The 20101-nt window shown below is 71.4% G+C and carries 17 protein-coding genes; 5 read left to right on the top strand and 12 right to left on the bottom strand.

The annotated features are described in order from the left end of the window. Window positions 1-149 precede the first annotated feature (149 nt). On the bottom strand, window positions 150-1022 hold the full coding sequence (locus tag RWE79_RS28120; protein WP_475942864.1) for an HpcH/HpaI aldolase/citrate lyase family protein: 873 nt from the start codon (window positions 1020-1022) through the stop codon (window positions 150-152). After that, window positions 1019-2095 (bottom strand): HpcH/HpaI aldolase/citrate lyase family protein, encoded by a 1077-nt coding sequence (locus RWE79_RS28115; RefSeq protein ID WP_475942863.1) that lies wholly within the window; start codon window positions 2093-2095, stop codon window positions 1019-1021. Before RWE79_RS28115 ends, RWE79_RS28120 begins: the two co-directional genes overlap by 4 nt. A 122-nt stretch (window positions 2096-2217) precedes the next feature. On the opposite strand from RWE79_RS28115, the gene RWE79_RS28110 reads away from it, so the two are divergent. Further along, a complete protein-coding gene (locus RWE79_RS28110) occupies window positions 2218-3099 on the top strand; it encodes an MOSC domain-containing protein (RefSeq protein ID WP_475942862.1) in 882 nt (293 codons plus the stop codon). Here the strand turns inward: RWE79_RS28110 and RWE79_RS28105 are convergent. Continuing rightward, the gene (locus tag RWE79_RS28105) at window positions 3045-3560 is read right to left on the bottom strand and encodes an N-acetyltransferase family protein (protein WP_475942861.1); all 516 of its coding nucleotides are present in this window, start codon (window positions 3558-3560) and stop codon (window positions 3045-3047) included. The two genes, RWE79_RS28110 and RWE79_RS28105, sit on opposite strands and share 55 nt — an antisense overlap. 27 nt (window positions 3561-3587) lie before the next feature. On the opposite strand from RWE79_RS28105, the gene RWE79_RS28100 reads away from it, so the two are divergent. Next, entirely contained in the window at window positions 3588-4253 is a 666-nt protein-coding gene (locus RWE79_RS28100) for an HAD family hydrolase (protein ID WP_475942860.1), read from the top strand. 137 nt (window positions 4254-4390) lie between these two features. Then, window positions 4391-5278: an SIS domain-containing protein gene (locus RWE79_RS28095; RefSeq protein ID WP_475942859.1), complete on the top strand. Its 888-nt coding sequence runs from the start codon at window positions 4391-4393 to the stop codon at window positions 5276-5278. A 116-nt stretch (window positions 5279-5394) separates the two neighbouring features. Here the strand turns inward: RWE79_RS28095 and cimA are convergent, their stop codons facing one another. From cimA to RWE79_RS28060, 7 genes are all read right to left on the bottom strand, one after another. Further along, window positions 5395-6999 carry a citramalate synthase gene (gene cimA, locus RWE79_RS28090; RefSeq protein ID WP_475942858.1) on the bottom strand — a complete coding sequence of 535 codons (1605 nt, stop codon included), beginning with the start codon at window positions 6997-6999 and terminating at the stop codon, window positions 5395-5397. Between the two features lie 309 nt (window positions 7000-7308). Beyond that, window positions 7309-7863 carry a TetR/AcrR family transcriptional regulator gene (locus tag RWE79_RS28085; RefSeq protein WP_475946155.1) on the bottom strand — a complete coding sequence of 185 codons (555 nt, stop codon included), beginning with the start codon at window positions 7861-7863 and terminating at the stop codon, window positions 7309-7311. Between the two features lie 74 nt (window positions 7864-7937). Continuing rightward, window positions 7938-8978 (bottom strand): agmatine deiminase family protein, encoded by a 1041-nt coding sequence (locus tag RWE79_RS28080; RefSeq protein WP_475942857.1) that lies wholly within the window; start codon window positions 8976-8978, stop codon window positions 7938-7940. Window positions 8979-8992: 14 nt separating this feature from the next. Next, window positions 8993-10699: an urease subunit alpha gene (locus RWE79_RS28075; protein WP_475942856.1), complete on the bottom strand. Its 1707-nt coding sequence runs from the start codon at window positions 10697-10699 to the stop codon at window positions 8993-8995. Further along, on the bottom strand, window positions 10696-11391 hold the full coding sequence (gene ureA / locus RWE79_RS28070) for an urease subunit gamma (RefSeq protein WP_475942855.1): 696 nt from the start codon (window positions 11389-11391) through the stop codon (window positions 10696-10698). The genes RWE79_RS28075 and ureA overlap by 4 nt, the downstream gene beginning before the upstream one ends. Before the next feature lie 218 nt (window positions 11392-11609). Continuing rightward, a complete protein-coding gene (locus RWE79_RS28065) occupies window positions 11610-12704 on the bottom strand; it encodes a branched-chain amino acid aminotransferase (RefSeq protein ID WP_475942854.1) in 1095 nt (364 codons plus the stop codon). Between the two features lie 227 nt (window positions 12705-12931). Next, window positions 12932-13969 carry a 3-isopropylmalate dehydrogenase gene (locus RWE79_RS28060; RefSeq protein WP_475942853.1) on the bottom strand — a complete coding sequence of 346 codons (1038 nt, stop codon included), beginning with the start codon at window positions 13967-13969 and terminating at the stop codon, window positions 12932-12934. Between the two features lie 130 nt (window positions 13970-14099). Between RWE79_RS28060 and RWE79_RS28055 the strand changes: the two genes are divergently transcribed. Continuing rightward, complete coding sequence (locus RWE79_RS28055; RefSeq protein WP_475942852.1) at window positions 14100-15695, top strand: purple acid phosphatase family protein; 1596 nt, start codon at window positions 14100-14102, stop codon at window positions 15693-15695. Window positions 15696-16180: 485 nt separating this feature from the next. Here RWE79_RS28055 and pruA read toward each other — a convergent pair whose 3' ends face one another. Both pruA and RWE79_RS28045 read right to left on the bottom strand, forming a co-directional pair. Continuing rightward, the gene (gene pruA, locus RWE79_RS28050; protein WP_475942851.1) at window positions 16181-17812 is read right to left on the bottom strand and encodes an L-glutamate gamma-semialdehyde dehydrogenase; all 1632 of its coding nucleotides are present in this window, start codon (window positions 17810-17812) and stop codon (window positions 16181-16183) included. A 98-nt stretch (window positions 17813-17910) separates the two neighbouring features. Then, complete coding sequence (locus RWE79_RS28045; RefSeq protein WP_475942850.1) at window positions 17911-18840, bottom strand: proline dehydrogenase family protein; 930 nt, start codon at window positions 18838-18840, stop codon at window positions 17911-17913. Between the two features lie 125 nt (window positions 18841-18965). Between RWE79_RS28045 and RWE79_RS28040 the strand changes: the two genes are divergently transcribed. Beyond that, complete coding sequence (locus tag RWE79_RS28040; protein WP_475942849.1) at window positions 18966-20072, top strand: PucR family transcriptional regulator; 1107 nt, start codon at window positions 18966-18968, stop codon at window positions 20070-20072. The last annotated feature ends 29 nt before the right edge of the window (window positions 20073-20101 follow it).

Genomic DNA, 20101 nt, shown 5'->3' with positions numbered 1-20101 from the left:
ACCTTACGAGCGATGGCCCCGGTAAATCGGCGTCGATTCCGCACAGACTCCGGCCCCAGTTCATGGAGCATCTGGACAGAACCAACAGAAGAACGGCCCCGCACGACAGCTGCGGGGCCGTTTCTTTGTATCGTCCGTACTGCTCGGCGTTACCTCCCGGCAACAGCCTCGCCAAGTGCGAGGACACGGCGAGCATCCTCCACATGGAGGTTCTCGATCATCCTTCCGTCGACCGTGACGACGCCGCGGCCCTGCTCGACGGCCTCGTCGAAGGCGGCGATGATGCGGGCCGCTTTGTTGACTTCCTCCTCCGAGGGGGCGAAGGCCTTGTTGCAGATCTCCACCTGCTTCGGGTGGATGAGCGTCTTGCCGTCGAAGCCGAACCGGCGGCCCTGGACGCACTCGGCCTCGAAGCCGTCGAGATCGGTGACGTCGTTGTAGACACCGTCGAGGATGACCTTGCCGGTGGCGCGGGCGGCCAGCAGCGCGAGCGACAGCCCCGTCAGGAGCGGGGCCCGGCCCGGGACGTGCTCCGCGTGCAGCTCCTTGGCGAGGTCGTTGGTGCCCATCACCAGGACGGTCAGCCGGTCGGAGGCGGCGGCGATCGCGCGGGCGTCCAGCATGGCCTGCGGGGTCTCCAGCATCGCCCAGATCGCGGTGCGGTCCGGGGCCCCGGCGGCTTCCAGGGCACGCTCGATGGCGTGCACGGTCTGCGGCGAGTCCACCTTGGGGACCACGATCGCGTCCGGGCCGGCCTCGGCGGCGGCCCGCAGGTCGTCGTCGTGCCAGGGGGTGCCGGGCGAGTTCACCCGGATGGTCAGCTCCCGGTATCCGTACTCGCCCGACGCCGCCGCGGCGGCGACGCGCTTGCGGGCGTCGGCCTTGGCGTCGGGGGCGACCGAGTCCTCCAGGTCCAGGATCAGCGCGTCCGCGGGGAGGGTCCTGGCCTTCTCCAGCGCCCGCTCGTTGGCGCCGGGCATGTAGAGCACGGAGCGCCGGGGGCGCAGCACGGCGTCGGTCATCGGTTCAGCTCCTTGTAGGCGGCTTCGTAGGCCCGCGCCAGCTCGGGGTCACGGGCGGCCAGCGCGTCGGCCAGTTCGGCGACGACCTGGCACTGCTTGAAGGTGGCGTCGTCCTGCATCTTCCCGTCGATCATCACCGCGCCCGTGCCGTCGCCCATGGCGTCGATCACCCTGCGGGCCCAGGCCACGTCGGCGGGGGCCGGCGAGAAGACCTTCTTGGCGATGTCGATCTGCACCGGGTGCAGGCTCCAAGCCCCGACGCAGCCCAGCAGGAAGGCGTTGCGGAACTGGTCCTCGCAGGCGACGGTGTCCCGGATGTCCCCGAAGGGACCGTAGTACGGCAGGATGCCGTGCGCGGCGCAGGCGTCGACCATGCGGGCGATCGTGTAGTGCCACAGATCCTGCTGGTAGGTCAGCCGGGGCAGCTCGACCTGCATGTCGGGGTCCTTGGGGTCCTCACGGACCAGGTAGCCCGGGTGCCCGCCGCCGACGCGGGTGGTCTTCATCCGCCGGCTCGCGGCGAGGTCGGCGGGGCCCAGCGACATGCCCTGCATGCGCGGGCTGGCCCCGGCGATCTCCTCGACGTTGGCCACACCGGTGGCGGTCTCCAGGATCGCGTGGACCAGGATCGGTCGGCTCAGGCCCGCCTTGGCCTCCAGCTGGGCCAGCAGCCGGTCCACGTAGTGGATGTCCTCGGCGCCCTCGACCTTGGGCACCATCACCACGTCCAGCTTGTGCCCGATCTCGGTGACCAGGGTCAGCAGGTCGTCCAGCGCCCACGGGGAGTCCAGGCTGTTGATCCGCGTCCACAGCTGGGTCTCGCCGAACTCGGTGGCCTTGGCGATCTCCACCAGGCCGGTCCGTGCGGCCTCCTTGCGGTCGGCCTGGATCGCGTCCTCCAGGTTGCCGAGCAGGACGTCCACCTTCGGCACGATCGAGGGGACCTTCGCGGCCATCTTCTCGTTGCCCGGATCGAAGAAGTGGATCATCCGCGACGGCCGGAACGGGACCTCCCGTACGGGGTCCGGAGCCCCCACTGCGAGCGGTCGGAAGAAGTCCTTCGCGGAACGCATGCGATCTCCCAGGTCGGTTCGGGGGTGGGGAGGTACGGCCGACACCTTATGCCGCGGCGACGGCTACGTTACTGGTCGGTACGTGTGCCATTGGTCACCGCTGCTTCGATACGGTCTTTACCATGTCTGCCACGCCCTGCGCCGTCGTGCACTCCCTGACGTACTACCCCGTCAAGGGCTGCGCCGGCGTCGACGCCACCAGCGCCGAGGTCACCGCGACCGGGCTCGCCCACGACCGGACCTTCATGGTCGTCGACGCCGCCGACGGCTCCTTCCGCAGCCAGCGCACCAACCCGCGGATGGCGGTCCTCCGCGCCCAGGTGATGGACGCGGGCAAGCGGCTGCGGCTGACGGCGCCCGGGACGGACGCCCTGGAGCTGGACGTGGCGCAGGACGGGCGGCGGCGGGAGGTCAGCCTCTTCGGCCGGGCCGTGGGCGAGGCCGTGGACCAGGGCGACGACGCCGCCGACTGGTTCTCCGGCATCCTGCGCGCCGCGTCGCGGCTGGTCCGGGTCCGTCCCGGCTTCGACCGCGACGGCTGGGGCGAACTCCCCGGAAAGGTCAACTTCGCGGACGCGCACGCCCTGTCGGTGGTCTCCCTGGCCTCACTGGAAGCCCTCAACCGGCGCATCGCCGACCGGGGCGCCGAGCCGGTGCCCATGGACCGCTTCCGGGCCAACATCGTCGTCGCCGGCTGGCCCGGGCCCCACACCGAGGACCGCTTCCGCCGGATGACCATCGGCACCACCGGCCTGGGCTACTCGGTGCGCGCCATGCGCTGCTCCGTACCGATGGTCGACCAGGCCACCGGCCGTACGGCGGGCCCCGAACCGATCCGCACCCTCGCCGGCTACCGGCGGGAGCCCGAGTACGACGGCAACGTCAGCTTCGCCGCCAAGGCGGCGGTGCTGCGGCCGGGCACGATCGCGGTCGGTGACCCGGTGCTCGTTCAGGTCTGGGAGGAGGCCTGGGAGGAGGTCCGGGAGGACGGCGTCCAGCGGTAGGTCAGCTGCGGCAGGTTCTCCATGTTGGCGCCGCCGTCGTCGGTGGCGGTGACGGTGAAGCCGTGCCGTTCGTAGAAGGCGCGGGCGTCGGTGTTCTGCCGGAAGACGTGCAGCGACAGGCCTTCGGGGCTGTGCCGCCTGACCTCGTCCAGGAGCAGGGTGCCTATGCCCCGGCGGCGGACGGCGGGCAGCAGGTAGAGCTGGTCGAGCAGATCGCCTTCGAGCGCCGCGTAGCCCAGGACCTCGCCGTCCTGCTCGGCGAGCCAGACCCGGCACTCCTTGAACACGATCTCCTCCACCCAGTACCGCACGTCGGCCTCGGCGCGCGTGCTGGGCGGCAGGTAGGGCATGGTCCCCTCGCGCGAGGCGATGTGGATCCGGGCGATCACGGCCGCGTCGGCGGGGCCCGCGGGCCGGATGCCGGGCGGCGGGGAGGTCGGTGGGGAGGTCTGCGAAGTCACCGCGCAAACGTATGCGAGCATGCGCGGGTGAGCGAACGAATAAGGCTCGTCATCTTCGACTGCGACGGCGTGCTGGTGGACAGCGAGCGGATCGCCGTACGCGTACTGACCGCCATGGGACCGGAGTTCGGCTGGCCGCTCACCGAGGCCGAGATCGTGGAGCGCTTCATCGGCCGCAACGCGCAGGCCATGACCGACGAGGTCGACACCCGCCTGGGCGCGGGCACCGCCGGCCCCTGGCTGGCCCGGTTCCGGGCCCTGCACGCCGAGTACGTGGACGCGGGGCTCACCGTCGTGGACGGCATCCACGAGGCACTCGCCGGGGTCGCCGCCCTGGGGCCGGCCACCTGCGTCGGCTCCAGCGGCGGGCACGCCAAAATGCGCCACACCCTGGGCCGCACCGGCCTGTACGACCACTTCGCGGGCCGGATCTTCAGCGCGCAGGACAACCCGCAGGTGGCCCGGGGCAAGCCGGCCCCGGACCTGTTCCTGCACGCCGCCCGCGTCATGGGCGTGGAGCCCGCCGCCTGCGTCGTGGTCGAGGACAGCCGCCCCGGGGTGCTGGCGGCCCGCGCCGCCGGAATGCGCGCGTTCGGCTACGCGGGCGGGGTCACCCCGGCGGCACGGCTGGAGGGACCGGGCACGGTGGTCTTCGACGACATGCGCAAGCTGCCGGAGCTGCTGGCCGACTGACGGCGCCCGGTATCTGATATCTGGTATCTGGTATCTGGTATCAGATATCCGGCGTCTGATATCTGGTATCTGGCGTTCTGGGTCCTGGACGGTGAGGGCGGGGCTTGAGCGGCCCGGGCGGCGGGGAGATTCCCGGTATGTCGATCACCTCCGAAGAGATCAGCACCCAGCCGGAGTGCTGGGAGCGGGCCGCGGCCCTGGCGGTCGGCCTCACAGGGGTGTTGCCGGCCGCGGGTGAGCGCGTCGCGGTCGTCGGCTGCGGCACCTCGTGGTTCATGGCCCAGGCCTACGCCGCGCTGCGCGAGCGGCACACCGGTCAGGGCGAGACGGACGCCTTCGCCGCCTCGGAGTTCCCGCGCGGCCGGGCCTACGACCGGATCGTGGCGATCACCCGCTCGGGCACCACCACCGAGGTTCTGGAGCTGCTGCGCGAGGTGTCCGGTACGGTCCGCACCACCGCCCTGGTCGGTGATCCGGACACCCCGGTCGCGGCGGACGGACTCGTCGACGACCTGGTGGTGCTGGACTTCGCCGACGAGAAGTCGGTGGTGCAGACGCGCTTCGCGACCACCGTGCTCGCCCTGCTGCGTGCGCATCTCGGCCAGGACCTCGGGCCGGCCGTCGCCGGGGCACGGCGGGCGATCGCCGAGCCGCTGCCCGAAGGGCTGCCGGGCGCCGGGCAGTTCACCTTCCTCGGCACCGGCTGGACGTACGGCATGGCCCTGGAGGCCGCGCTGAAGATGCGCGAGGCGGCGGGCGCGTGGACCGAGGCCTATCCGGCCATGGAGTACCGGCACGGGCCGATCTCGGTCACCAGGCCGGGGCGGGTCGCCTGGGTGTTCGGCGAGGTGCCGGACGGACTCGGCGCCGAGGTCGCGCGCACGGGCGGTCGCCTGGAGGCGAGCGGCCTGGATCCGCTCGCCGACCTGGTGCGGGCGCAGCGGCTCGCGGTGGCGGTCGCCGAGGCGCACGGTCTCGATCCGGACCGGCCGCGCCATCTCACCCGGTCGGTGATCCTGCCGTGACAGCGGCCTGCGGCCTTTCGTCCTCGATCGCCGGACCGGGGGTACCCCCACCCAGCGGTAGCCGGTGAGCTGACTTCAGCCCGTCCCGCGTTGGAGGACAAGCGCGGCGGCGGTGCCTAGCCCTGCGGTTCGGGCTCCACGCCGGCGCGCAGGAGGCCGTAGGCGTAGGCGTCGTCCAGGGCCTGCCAGGACGCGGCGATGACGTTCTCGGCGACGCCGACCGTGGACCATTCGGCGCTGCCGTCGGAGGTGGTGATCAGGACCCGGGTGGTGGACTCGGTGCCGTGCTTGCCTTCGAGGATGCGGACCTTGTAGTCGACGAGCTCCAGCTTGGCGAGCTGCGGGTAGATCCTTTCCAGGCCCACCCGCAACGCGCGGTCGAGGGCGTTGACGGGGCCGTTGCCCTCGGCGGTGGCGACGATGCGCTCGCCCTTGGCCCAGACCTTGACGGTGGCCTCGTTGGCGTGGGTGCCGTCGGGGCGGTCCTCGACGATGGCGCGCCAGGACTCGACCCGGAAGTAGCGGTAGGGCCGGCCCTCGACCTCCTCGCGCAGCAGCAGCTCGAAGGAGGCGTCGGCGGCCTCGTAGGTGTACCCCTGGAGTTCGCGCTCCTTGACCCGCTCGACGACGCGGCCGATGGCCTGGCGGTCGGCGCCGAGGTCGACGCCGAGTTCCTTGCCCTTGAGCTCGACGGAGGCGCGGCCGGCCATGTCGGAGACCAGCATGCGCATGGTGTTTCCGACCTGCTCGGGGTCGATGTGCTGGTAGAGGTCGGGGTCGACCTTGATCGCGGAGGCGTGCAGCCCGGCCTTGTGGGCGAAGGCGGAAACACCCACATAGGGCTGGTGGGTGGAGGGCGCGAGGTTGACGACCTCGGCGATGGCGTGCGAGATGCGGGTCATCTCGGCGAGCGCCCCCGCCGGCAGGACCCGCTTGCCGTACTTCAGTTCCAGGGCGGCGACGACCGGGAAGAGGTTGGAGTTGCCGACCCGCTCGCCGTAGCCGTTGGCGGTGCACTGGACGTGGGTGGCTCCGGCGTCGACGGCGGCCAGGGTGTTGGCGACGGCGCAGCCGGTGTCGTCCTGGGCGTGGATGCCCAGGCGGGCGCCGGTGTCGGCCAGGACGACGCCGACCACGGCCTGGACCTGGGCGGGGAGCATGCCGCCGTTGGTGTCGCAGAGCACGACGACATCGGCTCCGGCCTCGTGGGCGGCGCGGACGACGGCCTTGGCGTACTCGGGGTTGGCGCGGTAGCCGTCGAAGAAGTGCTCGCAGTCGACGAAGACCCGGCGGCCCTGGGAACGCAGGTAGGAGACGGTGTCGCGGACCATCTCCAGGTTCTCTTCGAGGGTGGTGCGCAGGGCGAGTTCGACGTGCCGGTCGTGGGACTTGGCGACCAGCGTGACGACCGGGGCGCCGGAGTCGAGCAGTGCCTTGACCTGCTGGTCCTCGGCGGCGTTGCCACCGGCCCGGCGGGTGGCGCCGAAGGCCACGAGCTGCGCGTGCCGCAGTTCGAGCTCGGTCGCGGCGCGGGCGAAGAACTCGGTGTCGCGGGGGTTGGCGCCGGGCCAGCCGCCTTCGATGAAGCCCACCCCGAAGTCGTCCAGGTGCCGGGCGATCGTCAGCTTGTCGGCGACGGTGAGGTTGATGCCCTCGCGCTGCGCGCCGTCGCGCAGCGTGGTGTCGAAGACGTGAAAGCTGTCGTCCAGTTCGGCCGTCATGGTCTGTTCCAACTCCTGTCGGGTGAGTGGTATCCGAATCCGGAAACTATCCGGAGGACCGGGCTCCACTTGCCCCCATCATCCCTCGCGCTCCGCTGTCCGGCGTGGGTGGGCCGGAAAACGAAAAAACCTCTCGCGGGTGCGAGAGGTCTGCGCGCGGGTCTGGGACACGGTTACCGCTCCGTACCTGGTCTACGGGGCGGTCACTGCGGACCGGCGCGCCCTGCCAATAATCGTCATGGCGAGCGAGAGCACGAGCGCAGTGTGGCACAGCTTCACCTGCCCCCGGGACCGGGTCTCACGATGCGGTCACGCCCGGGGCAGCAGCGTCTCGTCCAGGAACTCCCGGACATGACCGAGGACCTGCTCGCGGTCGGTGCCCGGCAGTCCGACGACGAGGGGCACCCCGAAGCCGTCGAGCAGGGCCCGCAGCCGGACCGTGAAGCGCTCGGGATCCACGGTGCGGAAGTCGCCCCGGGAGATGCCCTCGGCCAGCAGGGCCACCAGGTCGCGGTGCCAGACCAGTTCGAGTTCGAGCTGGCGCAGCAGCACCTCCTCGGCCGCCGTGGTGCGGTTCCAGACCTCGGACCACAGCGCCCAGCGGGGGTCCCGGCGGCCGTCGGGCAGATAGAGGTCGATGACCGCCTCCAGCCGCTCGCGCGGGCCGGCCCGGCGGGCGAGGGCCCGGCGCCGCTCGTGGCCGAGCTGCTCCTCGCTCCACTCCAGGGTCTGCAGCAGCAGTTCGTCCTTGTTGCCGAAGTAGTAGAGGACATGGCCGCTGCTCATACCGACCTGGCGGCCCAGGCCCGCGATGGTCAGCTCGGACAGTCCGTGTTCGGCGATGGTCTGCATGGCGGCCGCCATGACGTCCTCACGGGGCTGTTTCTGGCGCCGCCGGGGGCGTGGAGCCGAGTCGGTCACCGCGTCCTCCGTGCTGGTCAGGCCCTGGGCTGCTGCTGGGTGATGCAGTGTATGCCGCCGCCGTGGGCGAATATCGTCCGGGCGTCCACCAGGACGACCTCGCGGTCCGGGAAGAGCTCGGCGAAGATTGCGGCGTTGATCCGGTCGGCCGGGTCGTCGAAGGCGCAGAGGACGACCGCGCCGTTGCACAGGTAGTGGTTCACATACGAGTAGTCGACCAGCTCGCCGTCGGCCTCGCGGATCCCCGGCGCGGGCAGTTCGACGACCTGGAGCCTTCGTCCCCGGGCGTCGGTGGAGGCGCGGAGCAGCTCGGCGACCTCCTGGGACACGGCGTGGTCGGGGTGGCCCGGATCCCGCTGGCTGTGGACGACGACCACCCCGGGACGGACGAAGGCGGCCACGATGTCGACATGGCCCCGGGTGCCGAAGCGCCCGTAGTCGGCGGTCAGTCCCCGGGGCAGCCAGATCGCCTCGCTCGTGCCCAGGAAGGCGTGCACCTCGGCCTCGGCCCGCTCGCGGGTCCAGCCGGGGTTTCGGCCGGGGTCGAGCTGGACGGTCTCGGTGAGCAGCACGGTGCCCTCTCCGTCGACATGGATGCCGCCGCCCTCGTTGACGAAGGACGTGGTGTAGCGGCGGGCACCGGCCTGACCGGCGACATGGGCGGCGATTGCGGAGTCGTGCCCCCAGGCCGCCCACTCCTGGGCGCCCCAGCCGTTGAACACCCAGTCGGCGGCGGCCAGTCCGCCGTCACCGGTGAGGAAGGTGGGACCCATGTCGCGCATCCAGGCGTCGTCGAGCGGGGCCTGGACGACGGTGACTCCCTCCCCCAGCAGGGTGCGCGCGCCGGTGGCGTCCTGCGGGCGGGCCACGACCGTCACCGGTTCGAAGCGGGCGATCGTACGGGCCACCTCGCCCCAGGCGGCGCGGGCTCCGGCCAGCTCCGCGCCGTCCTCGAAGGTGGTGTTCGGGGAGGGCCAGGCCATCCAGGTGCGCTCGTGCGGGGCCCATTCGGCGGGCATCGAGTAGCCGTCGTCGGCGGGGCGGCGCTGGTCGCTCATGGTGCGGGTCCTCGTCACAGGAAGTAGAGGCGGCTGAGGCTGACGCTGTCGGCGGGCTCGGAGCGCATCGGGGCGCCGTCGAGCGTCACCAGGCCGGTGCGGCCGTCGACATCGACCTGACCGGTACGGGAGTTGAGGACGAGGTCGGCCGGGCCGATCCCCCGGGTGCCGCGCACGGCGACCCGGCGGCGGCGGGTGGGCATCCGGTCGTCCTCGCACTCCACGGCCGCGCGGGCGGTGAACGCCACCGACAGATCGGCGGCGGTGGCGCCGTGCGCCCCGAACAGCGGCCCGAGGACCAGCGGCTCGCAGGTGTCGGTGGCGGCGTTGGGATCGCCCGTGACGCCGTACGCGGGGAAGCCGGACTTGAGCACCATCTGCGGTTTGGCCCCGAAGTACGCGGGCCGCCACAGCACGATGTCGGCGAGCTTCCCGACCTCGATGGAGCCGATCTCGTGCGCCAGGCCGTGGGCGATCGCCGGGTTGATGGTGAGCTTGGCGATGTAGCGCAGGACGCGGGCGTTGTCGTCGTCCGGCCCGTCGCCGGGCTCGCCGCCGCGCCCGAGGAGCGGTCCCAGCTCGGCCTTCATCTTCCCGGCCATCGCGAAGGTGCGGCGTACGGTCTCGCCGGCCCGGCCCATGCCCTGCGCGTCCGACGAGGTGATACCGATCGCGCCCAGGTCGTGCAGCACGTCCTCGGCGCCCATCGTCCCGGCGCGGATCCGGTCGCGGGCCATGGCGGCGTCGCCGGGCAGGTCGGGCTTGAGGTCGTGGACGGAGACGATCATGCCGTAGTGCTCGGCGACCGCGTCCCGGCCGAAGGGCAGGGTGGGGTTGGTGGACGAGCCGATGACATTCGGCACGCCGGCCATCTTCAGGACGTTGGGCACATGTCCGCCGCCGCAGCCCTCGATGTGGAAGGCGTGGATCGTGCGGCCGTCGAGCACCGACAGGGTGTCCTCGACCGACAGGCACTCGTTCAGCCCGTCGCTGTGCAGCGCGACCTGGACGTCGTGCTCCTCGGCGACCCGCAGCGCGGTGTCCAGGGCGCGGGTGTGGGCGCCCATGTCCTCGTGCACCTTGAAGCCGCAGGCGCCGCCCTCGGCCAGCGCCTCCACCAGCGGGGCCGGGTCGGAGGACGATCCCCGGCCGAGGAAGCCGATGTTGACCGGCCAGGCGTCGAAGGAGTTGAAGGCGTGGCGCAGCGCCCACGGCGAGTTGACGCCGACCCCCCACACCGGGCCGAACTCCTGGCCGATGACGGTGGTCACGCCGGAGGCCAGTGAGGCCTCCATGATGCGCGGCGAGAGCAGATGGACATGGGTGTCCACGGCCCCGGCGGTGGCGATCAGGCCCTCCCCGGACACGATGGAGGTGCCGGTGCCGACCACGACGTCGACGCCGTCCACGGTGTCCGGGTTCCCGGCCCGCCCGATGGAGTGGATCCGGCCCTCACGGATTCCGACGGAGACCTTGCGGATGCCCACGGCGGTGTCGATGACCAGGACGTTGCTGATCACGACGTCGCAGGTCTCCCGGACGGCGGCGGCCTTGAGGTGCAGTCCGTCCCGCGCGGTCTTGCCGAAGCCGGCCAGGAACTCGTCGCCGGGCCGCTGCGAGTCGGACTCGACGCGGACCACCAGGCCCGAGTCGCCGAGCCGGACCCGGTCACCGGCACGCGGGCCGTGGACGGCGGCGTACTCGTACGGATCGATGCTCATCGCCCGGCTCCCGCTTCCGTTCCCAGATAGCCGCAGGCGGCCGCGCGGCGCAGCGCCTCCTCCTTCGCGCCGGGGGCGTCGAGGGGGCCGTCGACGAGGCCGGCGAAGCCGATGGCGATCCGGTCGCCCCCGATCGGCAGGAGGCCGACCTGCGCCGTGTCCCCCGGCCCGAAGCGGACCGAGGAGCCGGCGGGCACGTTCAGCCGCATGCCGTAGGCGGCGGCACGGTCGAAGTCCAGCCGGGGGTTGGCCTCGAAGAAGTGGAAGTGCGAGGTGACGCTGACCGGCACCGTCGCAGCGTTCCGCACGGTCACCAGAACGGCGGCCACGGGGTCGGGCCGGGCCGGGCCGGGCAGCACGGCACCGGGGGCCAGTGCCCCGAGGGAACCGCCGCCGATCGGGTCGCAGACCACGGCGAGCCTCGAGCCGTCGTCGAACACGGCCTCGACATGCACCTCGGTGACGACATCGGCGACGCCGGGCAGTACGTCGTCGGGGCCGAGCACCCTGCGGGCCGCCTCGATCGCCTCGGCGAGCCGGGCGCCGTCCCGGGCGGCCTCGCAGACCGTGTCGGCGATCAGCGCCGTCGCCTCCGGGACGTTGAGCCGCAGGCCGCGCGCCCGGCGCGCCCGGGCCAGCTCGGCGGCGCCGAACAGCAGCAGCCGGTCGCGTTCCGTCGGGGTCAGCCGCATGACGCCACACCTCCCATGACCGAAGAATTTGAACGTCACTCTAACGTAACAATTCAGTGATGGGAAGTATTGACCTTCGCGTCAGCGTGGTCCACATTGAGAGGAGTTCGAACAGTGCTCTAACTGTCGGAGGGGGTTCGCTCCCGGCATGCCGAAGGCCGCACCCATGATGTGCGGGTACGGCCTTCGGTTCAGCGGGCGCGGGACGCCGGGCGGGGTCAGTCGCCCAGCGGGTGCATCCAGCCGTGGGTGTCGGCGGCGGTGCCGCGCTGGATGTTGAGCAGCGCCTCGCGCAGCTTCAGCGTCACCTCGCCGGGCTGCCCGCCGCTGTGCGCCCACTCGCCCGCGTCGCACTTGACGGTGCCGACCGGGGTGATGACGGCGGCGGTGCCGCAGGCGAAGACCTCGGTGAGGGTGCCGTTCTCGCCGTCGGCCTTCCACTGGTCGATGGAGACCCGGGCCTCCTCCGACGCGTAGCCGAGGTCACCGGCGACGGTGAGCAGCGAGTCGCGGGTCACACCGGCGAGCAGGGAACCGGTCAGCGTCGGGGTGACGATCCTGTCGCCGTAGACGAAGTACAGGTTCATGCCGCCGAGTTCCTCGACCCACTTGTGCTCGACCGCGTCGAGGTAGGCGACCTGGTCGCAGCCCCTGGCGGCGGCCTCGGCCTGGGCGAGCAGGGAGGCGGCGTAGTTGCCGCCGGTCTTGGCGTCGCCCATGCCGCCGGGAACGGCGCGGACGCGGTCCTCGGACAGCCAGATCGAGACGGGCTTCACACCGCCGGGGAAGTAGGCCCCCGCGGGCGAGGCGATGACGATGAAGAGGTATTCGTTGGCGGGCTTCACCCCCAGGCCGACCTCGGCCGCGAACATGAAGGGGCGCAGGTAGAGCGACTGCTCGCCGCCGTGCGCGGGCACCCAAGCCCTGTCCTGCTGGACGAGTGCGTCCACCGCCGCGATAAAGGTCTCGGCCGGCAGTTCGGGCATGGCCAGGCGCCGGGCGGAGGACTGGAAGCGGGCGGCGTTGGCCTCCGGCCGGAAGGTGGCGACGGAGCCGTCGGGCTGACGGTAGGCCTTGAGACCCTCGAAGATCGTCTGCGCGTAGTGGAGGGTCATGTTCGCCGGGTCGATGGACAGCGGCGCGTAGGGGACGAGCTGGGCGTCGTGCCACCCACGGCCCTCGGTCCAGCGGATCGTCACCATGTGGTCGGTGAAGTGCCGGCCGAACCCGGGGCTGGCCAGGATCGCCTCGCGCTCCGCGTCGGACAGCGGGTGCGAGGACGGCTTGAGCTCGATCGTTGGCGTCGTGGTCATCTGTGGTGTCCTTTGCCGTGAAGGCCATCAGGGTCAGGGCGGACCGCACTCGCCGTCCCGTTCCCGGTGGTGCTAGGACGTCCGAGTTTCCCCTCGCACTGCGGCCCCACCGCCGATTATCGCAGCGGTGGGGCCGTGGACATACACGTGCGGCCCGAGAGGTGCTGGGTCAGTCGTGAATACGGTTCACTGACCGTCCGGGCCGACTGGCGGAAACAACCCGGCGGTCAGCCGGCTACTCGCGCGGCGAGGACGTCGCCGACCTCGGAGGTGGAACGGGCGGTGGTGCGCTCGGCGAGGTCCGTGGCGACGGCGTCGTCGATCCGCGCGGCCTCGTCCGGGTAGCCGAGGTGCCGGAGCAGCAGGGCGACCGACAGGACGGTGGCGGTCGGGTCGGCCTTGCCCTGGCCCGCGATGTCCGGGGCGGAGCCGTGCACCGGCTCGAACATCGAGGGGAAGTCACCGCTGGGGTTGATGTTGCCGCTGGCGGCGACGCCGATGCCACCGGAGACGGCGGCGGCGAGGTCGGTGATGATGTCACCGAAGAGATTGTCGGTGACGATCACGTCGAACCGCTCGGGCTGCGTGACGAGGAAGATCGTCGCCGCGTCCACGTGCAGGTAGTCCGTCGTGACGTCGGGGAACTCCTCGCCGACCTTGTTGAAGATGTTGGTCCACAGGTGGCCGGCGTGCACCAGCACGTTGTTCTTGTGGACGAGCGTCAGCTTCCTGCGCGGGCGGGCCTGGGCGCGGGCATACGCGTCCCGGACCACGCGCTCGATGCCGAAGGCCGTGTTGAGGCTGACCTCGGTGGCGACCTCGTGCGGGGTGCCGGTGCGGATCGAGCCGCCGTTGCCGGTGTACGGGCCCTCGGTGCCTTCGCGGACGACGACGAAGTCGATCTCCGGGGAGCCGGCCAGCGGAGTGGCGACACCGGGGAGCAGCTTCGAGGGCCGCAGGTTGACGTGGTGGTCGAAGGCGAAGCGCAGCTTGAGCAGGAAGCCCCGCTCCAGCACACCGGACGGCACCGACGGGTCGCCGATGGCGCCCAGTAGGATCGCGTCGTGCGCCTTGAGCGCGGCCAGATCGGCGTCGGTGAGGGTCTCCCCCGTCGCGTGGTACCGCTTGGCGCCGAAGTCGTACTCCTTGGTCTCCAGCTTGACGTCCTGCGGGAGGACGGCGGCGAGGACCTTGAGTCCCTCGGCCACGACCTCCTGGCCGATGCCGTCACCGGGGATCACTGCGAGACTGATGCTGCGAGACATGCCGTGCACAGTACTCCGCGTCCCATTGAATGACATCGCGTGTCCGCATGACGGACACTTGAACATCCGGTCAGGTGGCGTTCACCCGCACGACCTCGCACGGTTGACGCGGGATGGGAACTTTCCACTCATGGACACACCACGCATGGGGATCGACGACAGCCTCGCCGAGCGCATGAGCATGGCCGAGCAGCACGAATACCTGCGGGCGAAGTTCTCGCGCCGCCGGGTGATCCGCGGCGGCGCCGCGGTGGCCGGGACGGTGGCCGGGGCCGGACTGCTGGGCTCCTCGGCCTATCCGGCCTACGCGGACACCACCCTCGCCGGCAGCCCGCTGGCGGCGCCCGCCACCGGCCGGGTGGACGGCTCGCTGGTCGCGCCCTTCGGCCGGCACCTCGCGTTCGGCGCCGACCCCAAGACCCAGTTCCGCATCTCCTGGCAGGTGCCGCTGGCGGTGAAGAAGCCCTTCGTGCGCGTCGGGCTCAAGCCGTGGGCGCTGGGCCACAAGATCGAGGCGGAGGTGCGTCCACTGCACACGGCCTCGCTCAGTTCCGCGCTCCCCGCGGTCACCCAGTACTACCTGCACGCCGCCCTCGACGGGCTGCACCCGGGCACGACGTACTACTACGGCGTCGGCCACGAGGGCTTCGACCCGGCGTCCGCCAGTGCCTTCGCGACCGTCGGCTCCTTCACCACCGCCCCGGCGCACCACGAGCGCTTTGTCTTCACCGCCTTCGGCGACCAGGGCGTCAGCTATCACGCGCTCGCCAACGACAGCCTGATCCTCGCGCAGAACCCGTCGTTCCATCTGCACGCCGGCGACATCTGCTACGCCGACTCCTCGGGCCAGGGCAAGAACGACGACACGTACGACGCCCGCGTGTGGGACCAGTTCCTGGCGCAGACCGAGTCGGTGGCCTCCCGGGTGCCCTGGATGGTCGCGGTCGGCAACCACGACATGGAGGCCTGGTACTCGCCGAACGGCTACGGCGGCCAGGAGGCCCGCTGGACGCTGCCGGGCAACGGCCCGGACCCCGAGAAGCTGCCGGGCGTCTACTCCTTCACCTACGGCAACGTGGGCGTGGTCGCGCTCGACGCGAACGACGTCTCCTACGAGATCCCGGCCAACCTGGGCATCAGCGGCGGCAGCCAGACGGCGTGGCTGGACCGGGAGCTGGGCCGGCTGCGCAAGCGCAGCGGGGTCGACTTCATCGTGGTGTTCTTCCACCACTGCTCGTACTCGACCACCAGTTCGCACGCGTCGGAGGGCGGGGTGCGGGAGGCGTGGGTGCCGCTGTTCGAGAAGCACGGCGTGGATCTGGTGGTCAACGGCCACAACCATGTGTACGAGCGCACGGACGCCATCAAGGGCGGCGCGGTCTCCAAGCAGGCCCCGATCGGCACGACAGTGCACTCCGAGCGGGACGGCATCGTCTACGTCACGGCCGGCGGCGCGGGCCGGAGCCTGTACAGCTTCCCGGTGCCGGACAGCTACGAGGGGCATGTCGCGGACCGGGACAGCGTCGACACCTACCACTGGACCAAGGGCCAGGTGAAGGCCACCGAGACGGTGGAGTGGTCCCGGGTCCGTTACACGGGCTACTCGTTCCTGGCCGTCGAGGTCCAGCCGGCCGTGTCCGGGCACACCACGACGCTCACGGTGTCCGCGCTCGCGGAGAGCGGCGAGCGGGTCGACCACTTCACGGTGGCCCGGAAGGCGAAGTAAGCGTCACGGTCACACGCCATACGCCATACGGTGTACGACATACGCCATACAACATATGCCATACGTCGTATCTCATACACCGTATGGCATATCCGTTCGTCAGCGTGCCTCGTGCCCTGTGCTGCCGCCGTTGTCGCGGCGGTCCAGGGCGCGCTGGAGGGCTTCGGCGGCGTTCTTACGGGCGGTCTCGTCCATGGTGAACAACTCCAAGGGGAATCAGGAGTGGGCAGGTCGCCACAGAACGGGGCGGGGAGCGCGCTGCGGGGGTGACCCGGAGCAGATGGCGCGGCTCTCTTCCGCCGATCGCTGGTGGAGCGAGACGTTCGGCTTCTACAAAGCTAGGACAGCTCGGCGCATCTGTCTCCACAGTTAGTCGGACTTCCTACTATCTGAGACGCGCGCCTGCGCAGAGCGACAGCGCGACTGCCCCCGCACCCGGTCTCCCGGGTGCGGGGGCAGTCGCGCTTCGGGCGGCGCGGCGGCGCTCAGCCCATGTGCGGGTAGCGGTAGTCGGTCGGCGGGACCAGGGTCTCCTTGATGGAGCGGGTCGAGGTCCAGCGGGTGAGGTTGGTGGCGGCACCCGCCTTGTCGTTGGTGCCCGAGGCGCGGCCGCCGCCGAAGGGCTGCTGACCCACCACGGCGCCGGTCGACTTGTCGTTGATGTAGAAGTTGCCGGCGGCGTAGCGCAGCTTGTCCATCACGTCGGCGGCCGCGGCGCGGTCCTGGGCGATGACCGAGCCGGTGAGGGCGTACTTGGACACCGACTCCATCTGGGTCAGCGTCTCCTCGTACCGCTCGTCGTCGTAGACGTACACACCCAGGACCGGGCCGAAGTACTCCTCGCGGAAGATCTCGTTCTCCGGGTCGGTGGAGACCAGCACGGTCGGCCGGACGAACCAGCCGACGCTGTCGTCGTAGGTACCGCCGGCCACGACCTCGACCGTCGGGTCGGCCTTGGCGCGGTCGATGGCGGCCTTGTTCTTGGCGAAGGCGCGCTCGTCGATGAGGGCGCCGATGAAGTTGGACAGGTCGGTGACATCGCCCATGGTGATGGCGTCGACCTCGGCGGCGAACTGCTCCTTGAAGCCGTTGTCCCAGATGGAGCGCGGGATGTAGGCGCGGGAGGAGGCCGAGCACTTCTGGCCCTGGTACTCGAAGGAGCCACGGGTGAGGGCCGTCCTGAGGATGCCCGGGTCGGCGGAGGGGTGGGCGAAGACGAAGTCCTTGCCGCCGGTCTCGCCGACGATCCGCGGGTAGTTGCGGTACTTCTCGATGTTGTTGCCGACGGTCTTCCACAGGTACTGGAAGGTGCGCGTCGAGCCGGTGAAGTGGATGCCGGCCAGCTCCGGGTGTTCCAGGGCCACCTCGGAGACGGCAACGCCGTCACCGGTCACCAGGTTGATGACGCCCCTGGGCAGCCCGGCCTCCTCCAGCAGCCGCATGAGCAGCACGGCGGAGTGGGTCTGGGTCGGGGAGGGCTTCCAGACCACGACATTGCCCATCAGAGCGGGCGCGGTGGGCAGGTTGCCGGCGATGGCGGTGAAGTTGAAGGGCGTGATCGCGTAGACGAAGCCCTCCAGCGGCCGGTGGTCGCTGCGGTTCCACACGCCCGGGGAGTTGGCCGGGGGCTGCTCGGCGAGGATCCCGCGGGCGAAGTGGACGTTGAAGCGCCAGAAGTCGACCAGTTCGCAGGGGCTGTCGATCTCGGCCTGCTGGGCGGTCTTGGACTGGCCGAGCATGGTGGAGGCGGCGATGGTCTCGCGCCAGGGGCCGGCCAGCAGTTCGGCGGCGCGCAGGATGATCGCGGCGCGGTCGTCGAAGGACAGCGCGCGCCAGGCCGGGGCGGCGGCCAGGGCGGCGTCGATCGCGTCGCGCGCGTCGTCGTGCGTGGCGTTGGCGTACGTGCCCAGCACCGAGCCGTGGTTGTGCGGCTGTACGACGTCGAAGCGCTCGCCGCCGCCCATCCGGCGCTCGCCGCCGATGGTCATGGGCAGCTCGACGGGGTTGCCGGCCAGCTCCTTCAGCTTCGCCTCCAGGCGGGCCCGCTCCTGGCTCCCGGGGGCGTAGGAGTGGATCGGCTCATTGACCGGGGCGGGGACCTGGGTCACAGCGTCCATGGGGATGATCTCCTTGGGGAATCAGCGTGTGATCGGCGAGTGATCGGCGAGGGACCGGCCGGCGATCAGCGAGGGACCGGCGAGTGGTCGGCGAGCGGTCAGCGCGCGGGGAGGAACGACCGCAGGAAGAAGGCCAGGTTGGCCGGGCGCTCGGCGAGGCGGCGCATGAAGTACCCGTACCAGTCTGCTCCGTAGGGAACGTAGATACGGACCCGCTCGCCCTCCTCGGCCAGGCGCCGCTGCTCGGCGGTGCGGATGCCGTAGAGCATCTGGAACTCGTAGCTGCCCTGCTTGCGGCCGCCGCGGCCGGCGAGTTCCTGGGTGATGGCGATCAGGCGCGGGTCGTGCGAGCCGATCATCGGATAGCCGTCGCCGGCCATCAGGATCCGCAGGCAGCGCACATAGGCCAGATCGACGTCCTTCTTGCTCTGGTGGGCGACGCTCGCGGGCTCCTTGTAGGCGCCCTTCACCAGGCGGACCCGGGAGCCCTCGGTGGCCAGGCGGGCGGCGTCGTCCTCGGTGCGGAAGAGGTACGACTGCAGCACGGCGCCGGTGGCGGGGTGCCGCTCGCGCAGCTCGGCGAGGATCGCCAGGGTGGAGTCGGCCGTGGTGTGGTCCTCCATGTCGAGGGTGACCGTGGTGCCGACGTCGCCGGCCAGTTCCACGACCCGGCGGACGTTCTCCAGGGCGATGTCATGTCCGCCGTCCGGCAGCGCCTGGCCGAACGCCGACAGTTTGACGGAGACCTCGGCGCGGGTGCCGAGTCCCTCGTCGCGCAGGGCTTCCAGCAGCCGCAGATACGCGTCGCGGGTGGCGGTCGCGGTGGCCTTGTCGGTGACGTCCTCGCCGAGGTGGTCGAGGGTGACGTCGAGGCCGGAGACGGTCAGCTCGCGCACGCTCTCCATGGCGGGGCGCAGCTCGTCACCGGCGACGAAACGGTTCACCACGGGACGGGTGACCGGCGCGGCGGCGACGACGCGTCGGATGCGGTCGCTGCGCGAGGCGGCGAGCAACACGGGACCCAGCACGGGCTCCTCCTGGGTGCGGCGGGATTCGCCGTGAATCTATGGTTGTCTCCTTCCCCCGGACCATCGACAGCTGTCACGCATCCGGGTTGTGTCCCTCATACAGATGTCTGAGAGACAATGGCGACGTGCGCGCTGACTATCAGGAACTCGTCGACGAGGTCTCCTCCCTTCTGCATGCCCCGGCGACCCTGGAGGACCGCGACTTCCGGCTGATCGCCTTCGGTGCCCACGACAGCGAGGCCGCCTTCAGCGAGGCGTCCACGGACCCGGTCCGGACCCGGTCGATCCTCACCCGGCGTTCCACCGCCGAGGTCCGCGCCTGGTTCGAGCGCTTCGGCATCACCCGCGCCGACGCCCCCGTCAGCATCCCCGCCGCGCCCGACGCCGGGGTGCACCGGCCGCGCCTGTGCCTGCCGGTACGCCACGGGGGCGTGGTCCACGGCTACGTATGGCTGCTGGACGACGCCGAGCACACCGGGGCGCAGCTGGCCGCCGCCATGGAGGTGGCCGAGCGGATCGGCGCGCTGCTGGCCGACGAGGTGCGGGCGGGCGGCGACCTGGGGCGTGAGCTGGGCAGCGCGCTGGCCGGCGGCTCCGCCGACCCGCTGCGCGCGCTGCTGGGCAGCGACGCGCAGGCGTGGCACGCCCTGGTCTGCGTGCTGCCCTGGACGGCGGGCGAGGCGCCGGGGATCCGTACGGTGCCGGGGGCTGCGGCCCTGTGCCTGGTACCGCAGGGGCCGGCGCTGGCGGCGCTGGTCCGGCTGCGGTCGCCCGAGGTGCTGTCCCCCGCGCACACCGCCGGCGGCCGGCTGCTGGAGGCCTCGGCGGGGGCGGGCGCCGGGGTCGGCGCGCCGCGCCGGGGTCTGGAGGGCCTGGCCGACGCCTGGCACGAGGCCCAGGCCGCCGCCCGCGCCTCCCGTGCCCGTCCCGCCCTCGGTCCGGTCGCCGACTGGTCCACCCTGGGCCCCTACCGTCTGCTGGCCGCGCTCACCACCGCCCCCGACCCCGCCGTACGTCCTCTGCTGGAGCCCCAGCACGCCGAGCTCGCCCGTACCGCCGAGGTCTACCTCGACTGCGCGGGGCAGGCCGGGCGTACCGCGTCCGAGCTGGGCATCCACCGCCAGACGCTGTACTACCGGCTGTCCCGGGTCGAGCAGCTCACCGGACTCGACCTGGACAGCGGCGAGGACCGGCTGCTGCTGCACATGGGCCTCAAGGCCGCCCGCCTCTGAGGCCCTTGTAGGATCCGTCTAGGATCCGC

This window comes from Streptomyces sp. RLA131, assembly GCF_056270125.1.
Note: the sequence above shows the minus strand (reverse complement) of the source record. Positions and strands in the feature narration are given on the sequence as shown.